Source organism: Nocardia sp. NPDC127606 (assembly GCF_042671725.1).
GTDB lineage: Bacteria > Actinomycetota > Actinomycetes > Mycobacteriales > Mycobacteriaceae > Nocardia.
Genome location: NZ_JBHXWQ010000005.1, coordinates 502,555 through 513,737, shown reverse-complemented (window position 1 = coordinate 513,737; position 11,183 = coordinate 502,555). Strand labels below are relative to the sequence as shown.

At 67.8% G+C, this 11,183-nt stretch carries 10 protein-coding genes; 7 read left to right on the top strand and 3 right to left on the bottom strand.

Annotation, left to right across the window (positions count from 1 at the left end):
- Nucleotides 1-150 precede the first annotated feature (150 nt).
- Genes ACFVJ5_RS24520 through ACFVJ5_RS24510 form a run of 3 tightly spaced genes read left to right on the top strand, consistent with a single transcriptional unit; the run spans nucleotide 151 to nucleotide 3,661 of the window.
- Nucleotides 151-900 (top strand): DUF1989 domain-containing protein, encoded by a 750-nt coding sequence (locus ACFVJ5_RS24520; RefSeq protein WP_379223368.1) that lies wholly within the window; start codon nucleotides 151-153, stop codon nucleotides 898-900.
- On the top strand, nucleotides 897-1,511 hold the full coding sequence (locus ACFVJ5_RS24515; RefSeq protein ID WP_358186134.1) for an urea amidolyase associated protein UAAP2: 615 nt from the start codon (nucleotides 897-899) through the stop codon (nucleotides 1,509-1,511). The genes ACFVJ5_RS24520 and ACFVJ5_RS24515 overlap by 4 nt, the downstream gene beginning before the upstream one ends.
- Nucleotides 1,508-3,661, top strand: a complete 2,154-nt coding sequence (locus ACFVJ5_RS24510) for a 5-oxoprolinase/urea amidolyase family protein (RefSeq protein WP_379223366.1) — start codon at nucleotides 1,508-1,510, stop codon at nucleotides 3,659-3,661. The genes ACFVJ5_RS24515 and ACFVJ5_RS24510 overlap by 4 nt, the downstream gene beginning before the upstream one ends.
- 6 nt (nucleotides 3,662-3,667) lie before the next feature.
- Here ACFVJ5_RS24510 and ACFVJ5_RS24505 read toward each other — a convergent pair whose 3' ends face one another.
- The gene (locus tag ACFVJ5_RS24505; RefSeq protein ID WP_379223364.1) at nucleotides 3,668-4,663 is read right to left on the bottom strand and encodes an NAD(P)-dependent alcohol dehydrogenase; all 996 of its coding nucleotides are present in this window, start codon (nucleotides 4,661-4,663) and stop codon (nucleotides 3,668-3,670) included.
- Between the two features lie 89 nt (nucleotides 4,664-4,752).
- Between ACFVJ5_RS24505 and ACFVJ5_RS24500 the strand changes: the two genes are divergently transcribed.
- Nucleotides 4,753-5,394: a TetR/AcrR family transcriptional regulator C-terminal domain-containing protein gene (locus ACFVJ5_RS24500; RefSeq protein ID WP_379223362.1), complete on the top strand. Its 642-nt coding sequence runs from the start codon at nucleotides 4,753-4,755 to the stop codon at nucleotides 5,392-5,394.
- Between the two features lie 13 nt (nucleotides 5,395-5,407).
- On the opposite strand, the gene ACFVJ5_RS24495 is transcribed toward ACFVJ5_RS24500, so the two are convergent.
- Nucleotides 5,408-5,587 (bottom strand): hypothetical protein, encoded by a 180-nt coding sequence (locus ACFVJ5_RS24495; protein ID WP_379223360.1) that lies wholly within the window; start codon nucleotides 5,585-5,587, stop codon nucleotides 5,408-5,410.
- A 339-nt stretch (nucleotides 5,588-5,926) separates the two neighbouring features.
- On the opposite strand from ACFVJ5_RS24495, the gene ACFVJ5_RS24490 reads away from it, so the two are divergent.
- The 3 genes from ACFVJ5_RS24490 to ACFVJ5_RS24480 are packed head-to-tail and all read left to right on the top strand — an operon-like array spanning nucleotide 5,927 to nucleotide 9,845.
- Nucleotides 5,927-8,059, top strand: a complete 2,133-nt coding sequence (locus ACFVJ5_RS24490) for an MMPL family transporter (RefSeq protein ID WP_379223358.1) — start codon at nucleotides 5,927-5,929, stop codon at nucleotides 8,057-8,059.
- A gap of 5 nt (nucleotides 8,060-8,064) precedes the next feature.
- Nucleotides 8,065-9,213 (top strand): sensor histidine kinase, encoded by a 1,149-nt coding sequence (locus tag ACFVJ5_RS24485; RefSeq protein ID WP_379223357.1) that lies wholly within the window; start codon nucleotides 8,065-8,067, stop codon nucleotides 9,211-9,213.
- Nucleotides 9,210-9,845, top strand: coding sequence for a response regulator (locus ACFVJ5_RS24480; RefSeq protein WP_379223355.1), 636 nt, complete (start codon nucleotides 9,210-9,212; stop codon nucleotides 9,843-9,845). Before ACFVJ5_RS24485 ends, ACFVJ5_RS24480 begins: the two co-directional genes overlap by 4 nt.
- Before the next feature lie 17 nt (nucleotides 9,846-9,862).
- Here the strand turns inward: ACFVJ5_RS24480 and ACFVJ5_RS24475 are convergent, their stop codons facing one another.
- The gene (locus ACFVJ5_RS24475; RefSeq protein WP_379223353.1) at nucleotides 9,863-11,014 is read right to left on the bottom strand and encodes an ATP-grasp domain-containing protein; all 1,152 of its coding nucleotides are present in this window, start codon (nucleotides 11,012-11,014) and stop codon (nucleotides 9,863-9,865) included.
- Nucleotides 11,015-11,183 lie beyond the last annotated feature (169 nt).

Sequence of the window (11,183 nt, the reverse complement as noted above, 5' to 3'; positions counted from 1 at the left end):
CCGTTGCGTAGGCGACGAAGGAGCAAGCAACGGCGCCTGACCGGCGGCCCCTCAGGGCCGCGGACACGCGCGCGCCAGCGCGCCAACAAACACAGCCCCAAACCGCCCTGGGACTACCGAGCCCAGGACATCCCTCCCAGGAGGTCAACGATGACAAACACCCACTCCACCACCGGCGCCCGCGCCCACGCACGCGCCCAGGCCGCAGCCGCGACCACAGCCACCCCCGAGACACCCCCTGGCATAGATCCCACCACCATCGTTGTCGCACAACGCATTCCCGCAGGCGGCTACGCGAATATCGCCCTCGGTCGCGGCACCCGAGTACGCCTCGGCGATCCGTCCGGCACCACCTGCGCCCACCTGTTCCTCCTGCGGACCGAATCACCGTGGGAGCGGTTGAATGTCGCCGACACCGTGAAGGTCCCCTGGCAGGCGTACCTCAGCGCGGGCCACCCACTGCTCTCCGACCAGGGCCGGGTCCTGGCCACCGTTCTCACCGACTCCGACGGCCACCACGACACCCTGTGCGGCCCCACCATCGCGGGCCGCCACCAACTCCACCTGGCAGGTGCCAAACAAGGCCTCGAGCCCCGCGATATCGGCCCCTCGATCGCTGTGTTCCGCGGAGCCAGGGTCGCCGTGGACGGCGCGATCGAGTCCACCGGCAACGGCCCGGCGGGCGCCACCCTCGACCTCATCGTCCACCTCCCGCTGACTCTCCTGGTCGCCAACGCCCCCCACCCCCTCGACGACCGTCCCACCGGCGACCTCGACCTACTCGCCTGGTCCTCCCCCGCGGATCTGGACACCCGCAACGACGACCCCGAATACCGGCGGGCCGTGGAGAACACCGAAGCCGCCTGGACGGCCGCACTGAACACGGAGGTTCCGGCATGACCGCCACCCGCACCGTCGTCCTCGACGAGACCGTCCCCGCCCGGGCTCCGTGGTCGGCGATCGTCCGCGCCGGCGACCAACTCGACATCATCGACCTGCACGGCAACCAGGCCGTCGACTGCCTGCTCTACTCCGCCGCCGACCGCACCGACCGCTACAGCGCCCAGGCCACGATCGCCGCCCAGCGCAATATCTTCCTCACCACCGGCAGCGTCTTACGCACCGAAGGCGGCACCCCCTTGATGACGGTCGTCGCCGACGAGGTCGGCAACCACGACACCATCGCGGGCGCCTGCTCCCAGGAATCCAACACGCTGCGCTACGGCCACCACACCCGCCACCAGCACGCCTGCGTGGAGAACTTCCTCACCGCCGCCCTCGAATGGGGCCTGGGTAAACGCGACCTGGTCTCCAACATCAACTGGTTCATGAACGTCCCCGTCGAACCCGACGGCACGCTCGGCATCGTCGACGGCCTGTCCGCCCCCGGCAAGAAGCTCACCCTCCGCGCCGAGATCGACACTCTGGTCCTGGTCTCCAACTGCCCCCAGATCAACAACCCCTGCAACGGTTTCGACCCCACCCCGGTCCGCATGGTGGTGACCCGATGAGCCTCACCGACACCCGCATCGATCCCGCTGCCGACCTGTCCACAACGAACCTCCCCGCACCGAGTGGTGTCACCGACTCGACCACGAAGCCGGCTGTCCTGGGCAGTGCGACGGAGCCGACTTCGGACACCCCGGCGGCGCCCACTCGGCGACGTATCGATGTCGTCCGTCCCGGAATGCAGACCACCGTGCAGGACTGGCCGGGACGAATCGGATACTGGCACATCGGAGTTCCCCCGTCCGGGCCGATGGACGACCTGTCGTTCCGCCTGGGCAATCGCGTCCTCGGCAACGCCGAAGGCGCGGCCGGGCTGGAGTGCACGCTGGGCGGACCGGCGTTGCGGTTCGCCGAACCGACGTGGGTGTGTGTGACCGGCGCGGTCGCCGATGTCCGGGTGGACGGCGTCCCGGTCGAGCAGTGGCGGACCGTCGAGGTCGCGGCGGGTGGTGTGCTCGATGTCGGCGCGATCCGCGGGCCCGGCATGCGCACCTACATCCTGATCTCGGGCGGCATCGACGTCGACGAATTCCTCGGCAGTGCCGCGACATTCACGCTCGGCAAGTTCGGCGGCGGGACCGGCGCCGCGTTGCGCGCCGACGAATCGCTCACGCTGGGCACACCGTCGACCCGCCTCGCCCCCGCCGTTCCGATGGCCGATCAGCCCGCTTTCGCGCACCGTTGGGAACTCGCCGTCACCGAGGGCCCGCACGGCGCTCCGGAGTTCTTCACCCGCACCGACTTCGACACCATCATCGGGACCGACTACGAAGTCCACTTCAACTCCGATCGCACGGGCGTCCGCCTCATCGGCCCGAAGCCCGAGTGGGCGCGCACCGACGGCGGCGAAGCGGGTCTGCATCCGTCGAATATCCACGACAACGCGTACACCGTCGGCGCCCTCGACTTCACCGGCGATACCCCGATCCTGCTCGGCCCGGACGGCCCCAGCCTCGGCGGATTCGTCTGCCCGGTCACCGTGGTCGCCGCCGACCGCTGGAAACTCGGCCAACTCACCCCGGGCGACAAGGTCCGCTTCGTCCCCATCCGTTCCGAACATGCCGCTCCCGCAGCGCAACTCGGCGCTCGTCGACGGGCATGCTTCGGCACCGTCCTTTCGGCGGGTCGCGACGGCGACGACGGCATCCTCCGCCGCACCGAAGTCGACGACGAAACCGGCGTGACCTACCGCCGCCAAGGCGACGACGGCGTGCTCGTCGAATACGGCGCGCTCACACTGGATCTCGGCCTCCGCGCCCGTGTCCACGCCCTGCACCAGCACCTCGTCGCGCTCGGACTCCGTGGCGTCATCGAACTCACCCCGGGGATCCGCTCACTCCAGATCAGGGTCGACCCCGCCGTCCTGCCGATCCCCCGTCTGCTCGACCTCCTCGCCGAAGCCGAGGCGCAGCTGCCGAATTCCGATCAGCTGGTCGTCCCGAGTCGTACGGTCCATCTCCCGCTGTCCTGGGACGACCCCTCCACCCGGGAAGCGATCACCCGCTACATGCACGGCGTGCGCGCCGACGCCCCCTGGTGCCCGTGGAACATCGAGTTCATCCGCCGCATGAACGGCCTGCCTTCCGTCGAGGACGTCTACAAGACGGTCTTCGATGCCGAATACCTGGTCCTCGGCTTGGGCGATGTCTACCTCGGCGCCCCCGTAGCCACCCCGACCGACCCCCGCCACCGCCTCGTCACCACCAAATACAACCCGGCCCGCACCTGGACCCCGGAGAACGCGGTCGGCATCGGCGGCGCCTACCTCTGCATCTACGGCATGGAAGGCCCGGGCGGCTACCAATTCGTCGGGCGCACCACCCAGGTCTGGAACCACCGAGCCCGCCCGACGGGCACCGCGGGCCCCGGCGTCGACCGCTTCGCCACCGACCCCGAAACCCCCTGGCTTCTGCGCTATTTCGACCGCATCCGCTGGCACCCGGTCGAGGCGGACGAACTACTCGACCTTCGCGCGGATTTCGCGGCGGGCAAGGTGGACATCACCACCGAGAACGGCGACTTCCGCCTCGCCGACTACCGCAAGTTCCTGGCGGAAAACGCCGACTCCATCACCGACTTCCGCGCGCTCCAAGCCGAAGCCTTCGCCGAGGAACGCCAATCCTGGCGCAGCGCGGGAGAACTCACCGACTGAGCTACGTCAGGCGAGGAGAACGGTCTTCCCCGACGCGTGCCCTTGCTCGAACGCGGCAACGGCAAGGGCCGTGTCGGACAGGGGGAACCGCCGCTCGATCACCGGGCGCAACCGTCCGGAGACAGCCAATTCGGCCAGGTATTCCAGGTCGGCGGCGGCGGGTCGCATGAGCAGCGCCTTCAGGGTCTGTCGCGCGAACAGGTCGGTGAGTGCCACCTGACCCAGCCATCGGATCGGGCCGAACCAATTGTTGCCCGGCGCGGCGGCGGAGGAGATGAACACGCCGTCCGCGGCCAGCACGCGACGGATCTCGCGTAGTTTACGGTTGCCCGCCAGGTCGAAGATCACGTCGTAGGGAACGTCCGTTCTGGTGAAATCGTCTGTGGTGTAGTCGATTACGCAGTCGGCGCCGATGTCGCGCACCATATCGACATGGCGGGTGCTGCACACCGCCGTCACGTGCGCGCCGAGCACCTTCGCGATCTGCACCGCGAAGCTGCCGACCCCACCGGAGGCGCCGTTGACCAGCACCCGCTGTCCGGGCCCGACCTTGCCGATATCGCGCAGCCCCTGCAAGGCCGTCATTCCCGAATCCGGTATCGCCGCAGCGTCTTCCATGCTCAGATCCGGGGGAACAGCGGCGAACGAACGCTCGCCGGCACACACGTACTCGGCGAACCCACCGCTGGGGACCTCGCCGAAAACCTGATCACCGACGCGGAATTCAGCGACCCCGTCACCCACCGCGACGACCTCGCCCGCCGCGTTCTGCCCGATCATCCGACGCTTGGGCCTGCGCAGCCCGAACCCGAGCCGCAGCAGGTACGGCGTCCCGTTGAGCAGATGCAGGTCCCCGCTGCACAGGGACGCCGCCCGCACCCGGACCACCACGTCCCGGTCCCCGGGCGTCGGCCTCGGCACGATCTCGGTCCGCAACACCTCGCCCCCGCCGTATCGGGGCGCGATCCAGGCGGTCATCGAAGCGGTATCCACATCGGTCATGAGAATTGTCCCTCATCTCGCACTTACAGCGTAAGTCTCCAATGCGAGACGCTACACTTACGCCGTAAGTACGTCAAGGAGAGGACACCATGCCGCCGCGCACCCCACTCACCAGGGAACGCGTCCTGCGCGCCGCCATCGACCTCGCCGACCAGCAGGGCTTGGCCGCCCTGTCGATGCGCAACCTCGCCAAGGCCGTCGGCGTGGAGGCGATGTCGCTGTACAACCACGTCGCCAACAAGGACGACCTCTACGACGGCATAGTCGACCTGGTGGTCGCGGAGATCTACGTCCCCCGAGCGGGCGGCGACTGGCAGGCCGAACTCCGCCACCGCGCCGCCTCTGCCCACGAGGTCCTGCTGAACCACCGCTGGGCCACCGGCCTACTCGGCTCCCGCGTCAACGTCGGCCCCGCCATGCTGCGCTACGTCGACGCCACCCTCGGCTGCCTGATCACCGCGGGCTTCACCTACGAACAGGCCGATCGAGCCTGGAACGCCCTGGACAGCCACATCTACGGCTTCACCATCCAGGCCGTCAACTTCCCTCTCGACCCTTCCGAATACGCTTCGGCCGCACAACGATTCCTTCCGCTCATCCCGACCGAAACTCATCCCCACCTGCACACACTGGCGGAGCTCGTCATCACCGGAAATCACTCCGGCGCGGCTGATTTCACCTTCGGCCTCGATCTACTTCTCGCGGGGTTGGCGAGTCTGCTCCCCCGCTGACAGCGGCGTGGTGTCAGATACAGATCTCCACGCTGCCCAGCGGGAAGCACAACGCCACCGATCCGATTTCCGATGCTGTGGGAGTGGCGGCCTGCGGCGCAGGCACGGCAGCCGAGGCCGCAGGAGCGGCGACAGCGCCGAGAGCCAGAACGATGGCGGCCGTGGCGGCCGCCTTGCTGATCTTCGCGGACATGGGAATCCTTCCTTCGGGTGAACTCGGTTGGTTCCTAGCTGCGCGCCCCCTCAGTCTTCGCCGTGAACAGGGCAAACTCCAGACAAGAAAACATCACGTCGGACGCGGTGGCGTCGCGGAACAGTCACTTTCGGGATTCGACGGTCACCCATGTAAGGCCCGTGTGCAGGGAAAGCCGCCGGTTTTCCCGGGAAAACCGGGTGTTACCGCCTGGTGACCTCCGCGCCGCCGAATTCACCGTTCCGGAATCTGGCCGGACGTTGTCCACCGATCGGTGGACGCGAAGTTCGACCGGTCGATGCTGTCTGCGGCACCGGCCACCCGAGCAGCATTGACGACATGCGAAATCGCTTGGTATTGATCGCCGTTGCCAGCGCGCGCCATCCGTGGCGGGCCATTGTCGGCTGGTTCGTCTTCGTCGCGCTGTGCGTCGGAATCGGCGCCGGAATCGGCGGGAAACCCGCTGCCACCGAGGACTTCTGGATCGGTGAGGCGGGCCGCGGTGAGGCGATCGCGACCTCGGGCGGGCTACAGCAGGTGCCGATGGAACGGGTGCTGATCACCGGCGGAGGGGCCGCCGCGGACAACGCGGCGCAGGACATCACCGACCGAATGCTGACACTGCCCGAGGTCAGATCCGTTGATGTTCCGGTGTATTCACCGGATGAGACGGTGCTGCGCATCGACGTGACCATGGCGGGCGCGGAACTCGATGCCAAGAAGCACGTGGCCGCGCTGCGCGAGCAAACCGATCAGGTACAGCGGGCGTACCCGGACCTGCGGGTCGAGCAGACCGGCGGTCCCTCGATCAGCAGCGGTGTCGAAGCCTTGCGCGGGCGCGATCTGGTACGAACCGAGTTGATCGCGCTGCCGATCACCCTGATCACCCTGCTCGTCGTGTTCCGCTCGGCGGCAATGGCTCTGGTGCCGTTGCTGCTGGCGATATCGTCGATCGTCGCGGCGATCGGCCTGTCGCTGCCCGCCTCACATCTGTTCCCCGACAACGGAGTCGGCACCAACATCATCCTGCTGATCGGGATGGCGGTCGGCGTCGACTACACCCTGTTCTATCTGAAACGGGCGCGCGAGGAGCGGGCCCGCGCGGGCAGCTCGCTCAGTTCACGGGCACTGGTGGAACTGGCGGCGGCGACCTCCGGGCGCGCGGTGGTGGTCTCCGGTATCGCCGTCGCGGTCTCGAGCGCGACGATGTATCTCGCCGACGACGTGGTCTTCTCCTCGATCGCGACCGCCACGATTCTGGTCACCCTGGTCGCGGTGGCCAGCTCGCTCACCGCACTGCCCGCCCTGCTGACAGTGCTGACCGATCGAGCCGCGCGGCGTGCGGCCCGCAAGCCCTCGGAACCGCAGCGAGAGGGCACCGGTCGACTCACCCGTTCCCTGCTGCGACTGACCGCCGCACGCCCGGTAGCCGCACTGACCGTCTCGGTTCTGGCCGTGCTCATGCTCACCGCGCCGCTACTCGGCCTCGAACTCACCGACATGGGCCGCGAGACCCATCCACGCTCCATCCCCGCCATGCAGACGTTCGATCGACTCAATACCGCGTTCCCCCAGCTCAAGTCGATGCACCAGGTAGTGGTGGCGGCCGCACCGACGCGCGCCGACGACGTCACGGCCGAGCTGCGCGCACTGGCCCGACGAGCCGAATCCGATCCCGCCCTCGCGGGCAATCCCGAACTGCGCACCTCCCCCGACGGCCGGGTCAGCCTGCTGGAACTGCCGGTCCAGCACCACGTCGGCGACGACGCGGCCCAACAGTCACTCGAACGACTCCGCACGGACTACCTACCGGCAACCGTCGGCACCCTCTCCGGCGTGGACTACGCGGTGACCGGTGATGTCGCTCGCTATGCCGACTACCCGCGCCACCAGGAACAGAAACTGCCCCTGATCATCGCGACGTTGCTGCTGGTGACGTTCGTCCTGACCGTCGTGACGTTCCGCTCCGTGGTCCTCGGACTGCTCGGTGTCGTGCTGAACCTGCTCTCGGCGGGCGCGTCGCTCGGCCTGTTGACCGCGGTCTTCCAGAACACCTGGGCCGAGAGCCTGCTCGATTTCCATTCGACCGGCTCGATCGGCTCCCGAGTCCCCCTGCTGCTGTTCGTGATCCTGTTCGGACTGTCGATGGACTACCAGGTTTTCGTGCTCAGCCGCATCAGCGAGCTCGCCCGCGCGGGCATGCCGACCCGCCAGGCCGTGGTCGAGGGTGTCGGCGGTTCGGCGAGCGCGGTGACCAGCGCCGCGTTCGTCATGGTCACAGTGTTCGCGAGCTTCGTTCCACTGCACATCATGGAGATGAAACAGATGGGCTTCGCCCTCGCGGCGGCGGTCCTGCTCGACGCGTTCGTGATCCGGATCGTGATCCTGCCCGCGGTATTGCTGCTGCTGGGTGATCGCACCTGGTGGCCTTCCCGCCCCGCCGTCACCGCCGAGCCGGTGAAAGTAGGCTGAGCGGAATGGAGCAGAGGCCGACCCGGACGCAGATCCTGCGCCGGTGGTATGCCGGATGTTGGGTGCTGTTCGGCCTCGGCCCGCCGGTGATCGCGGTGCACGATCGCACCGATCTGACGAAGTACTCGACGTGGATCCTGATCACGGCGCTGGCCACGAGCTATGTGGCGCTGACGACCTTTCCGCGCCACCGCGTCGTCGGGGCAACCAGCTTTCTCTGCCTGCTGGTCGCCGTCCTCGGCGTGACGGCGATCCTGCTCGAAGGCGGCGCGGCATTCTTCATCGTCTCGATTCCGCTGTTCTGGATCTACACTCCGACGCCGCGCCGCGCGGTCGGTTACCTCAGCGCGGCGGCGGTAGCCACCCTCGTCGGGAATCTCACCGGTCCGATCTTCTCCCCCGGCAATGCCACCTTCACGCTGCTCGGATACGCGGGCGGCGTCCTGCTCGGGCTGTGGATGGACCAGGTGATCAGGCAGGGCGCCGAACGCACCCGCGCCCTCGGCGCCGAGCTGGAACGCACCCAATCCGATCTCGCCGCCGCCCACCAGCGGCAGGGTGCGGCCGAGGAACGCGAACGGATCGCCCGCGATATCCACGACACCCTCGCCCAGGGCTTCGCCTCCATCGTCGTGCTGGCCGAGGCGGCCCGCGACAGCATCGGCACCGATCCGGCAGCGACCGCCAGACAGCTGTTGTCGATCGAGCGCACCGCCCGCGAGAACCTCACCGAGGCAAGGGTTCTGGTCGGCGGACGTCCCGCGGACAGCACCGGGATCGCCCAGACGCTGCGTCGGGTCCTCGACAGCTTCGCCGAAGACACCGGGCTGACCGTGCACGCCGAACTCGCCGACATCGTCTGCGACCAACCCACCAGAATCGGCCTGCTGCGCTGCACGCAGGAATCCCTGGCCAACGTGAGCAAGCACGCGAAGGCGAGCACTGTGAGCGTGGTCCTCTCCCACACCGGTGCCGGACCTGAGCTCGAGATCACCGATGACGGAATCGGTTTCACACCGCACGAGGCTCGCGGATTCGGTCTGAACGGGATGCGCACCCGGCTGGCCGAACTCGGTGGCGAATTCGCCGTCACGAGCTCGCCCGGCGAGGGCACCAGGATCTTCGCCCTTCTCCCCTCGACCGGACCGACATGACCGAGCCCCTACGCCTGATCCTGGCCGACGATCACCTCGTGATGCGAGCGGGTCTCGTCGCGCTGTTGCAGGCCGAACCGTCCATCCAGATCGTCGGCGAGGCGGCCGACGGCGCGGAAGCCATCGATCTCGCCGAACGCCTGTCCCCGGATGTAGCGCTGCTCGATCTACGGATGCCGGTACTCGACGGCGTCGCGGCGACCCGGGACATCGTGCGCCGCACCGGAACCCGCGTCCTGATTCTCACCACCTACGACACCGATGCCGACATCGAACGCGCCATCGAAGCGGGCGCCATCGGCTACCTCCTCAAGGACACCACCCGCGATCAACTCGTCGACGCCATCCACGCCGCCGCCCACGGCCGGACCGTCCTGGCTCCCCGCGTCGCCGAACGCCTGGTCGCCCGCATCCGCCGCCCCGAACCGGTCACCTTGACCCCCCGCGAAATCGATGTCCTCCGCGCGGTCGCCGACGGCCTCTCCAACCCCGAGATCGGCAGACGACTCGTCATCGCCGAAGCCACCGTCAAAACCCATCTACTCCGCATCTTCGCCAAGCTCGACGTCAACGACCGCACCCACGCCGTCATCGTCGCCATGAACCGGGGCCTGTTCACCACCGGCGAGTGATCGACTCCAGCAGCCGATCAACCGGGAACCAGGTCCGCGCTTCTGCGCACGGCACCGGGGGACAGACTGTCCGATTGCGGCGCGACCTCCATGACCGCTTCCGCCACGGCGAGACAGGCACCGAGCCGCGGCGGTCGGCGCAATCCCGAATCCCCTTGCAGCAGGAGCCGAACCGCGGCCCATGGCAGGTTCACGTCGGCGAACGATGTGTGGAACAAGCCCGCCGAGGGGCGTGGATTCGCCTCGAGCAGTACTGGTTCGCCACCGCGATAACGCAATTGAACATTCGTCAGATAGGCCAGTTCGAAATGTCGCACGAGCCGACGCGCGATGTCGACCAGTGCGGGATCGTCGAGCAGGATGCGGAAACGTCCCTGCTTGGCCCGCGGAATACCCATCAGCAGTTCGCCTCCCGGAGCGGAGAGGCAGTCGATGCTGATCTCCGGTCCTTCGAGGAACGGCATCACGAGCAGCGGCGGCACCGCTTCGCCCTCTTCCGCCGCCCGGCGCATCGCCCCCGCGACCGCCTCGACCGAGGCCACCGGCCGGGGCGCGACCCGCAGGTTCGCCATCGTCAGCGGGCGGTCGTCGAGGATGCGGAAGCCGAATGCCGAGTACTCACCGCTGGGCTTGATGCACAGCGTCTCCCCGGTGAGCGAGAGCTCGTCGACAGCCGCGTAGAACTCATCGACGCCGGCCGCCTCGCGCCATGGCGGCACGGGAATTCCCGCGGCGCCGGCTATCTCGTAGGTGAGAACCTTGCTGGTCAGCGCCGTCACCGCGGACAGCGGCGAACACATCAGACTGGTACCGACCGCGGCGAAGTCCGCCGCGCGGCCCGCCAGCGCATCGAGCCGGCGCGGCGGGATGAGCACATCGATCCCGTGCGTCCGGCAGTAGTCGAGGGCGAACTGCGCGTACTGCTCGTTGCTGACGTACCGAGGCTCGATCACCGACACATCACACGCCGAGAGAGCTGCCGCACTCGGATCCACATTGCTGGCGAAAACAGTGACTTCGACCCCGTCAGGGTTCTCCCGTAGCAACCGCATGACCTGAACGCTGGCCGCACCCGCACTGCTCAGCCAAATCCGAAGCGTTATGGCAACCGCTCCCTTCCTTTTCCCGAAGCGAACCCGGACCTTATCCCGGTTCTGCTTCGAGCACATTTCGGAAAGAAGGACCCCACGTCACATCGGGGGGAACTACATCACAGGCCGTACTTACGGACGAATTCCTCGGTGAGGTCGATCGCGGGGAGTCCGAGATCGGTGGCTCCAGGATTGGGCCGAAAAGGGCACCTCCGCCAGGACTACTCGCCTACCGAGCGCTTCGGTA

Coding starts and splice junctions, on each gene's coding strand:
- ACFVJ5_RS24520 (WP_379223368.1), top strand. CDS start 151: ATGACAAACACCCACTCCACCACCGGCGCCCGCGCCCACGCACGCGCC.
- ACFVJ5_RS24515 (WP_358186134.1), top strand. CDS start 897: ATGACCGCCACCCGCACCGTCGTCCTCGACGAGACCGTCCCCGCCCGG.
- ACFVJ5_RS24510 (WP_379223366.1), top strand. CDS start 1,508: ATGAGCCTCACCGACACCCGCATCGATCCCGCTGCCGACCTGTCCACA.
- ACFVJ5_RS24505 (WP_379223364.1), bottom strand. CDS start 4,663: ATGACCGATGTGGATACCGCTTCGATGACCGCCTGGATCGCGCCCCGA.
- ACFVJ5_RS24500 (WP_379223362.1), top strand. CDS start 4,753: ATGCCGCCGCGCACCCCACTCACCAGGGAACGCGTCCTGCGCGCCGCC.
- ACFVJ5_RS24495 (WP_379223360.1), bottom strand. CDS start 5,587: ATGTCCGCGAAGATCAGCAAGGCGGCCGCCACGGCCGCCATCGTTCTG.
- ACFVJ5_RS24490 (WP_379223358.1), top strand. CDS start 5,927: ATGCGAAATCGCTTGGTATTGATCGCCGTTGCCAGCGCGCGCCATCCG.
- ACFVJ5_RS24485 (WP_379223357.1), top strand. CDS start 8,065: ATGGAGCAGAGGCCGACCCGGACGCAGATCCTGCGCCGGTGGTATGCC.
- ACFVJ5_RS24480 (WP_379223355.1), top strand. CDS start 9,210: ATGACCGAGCCCCTACGCCTGATCCTGGCCGACGATCACCTCGTGATG.
- ACFVJ5_RS24475 (WP_379223353.1), bottom strand. CDS start 11,014: ATGTGCTCGAAGCAGAACCGGGATAAGGTCCGGGTTCGCTTCGGGAAA.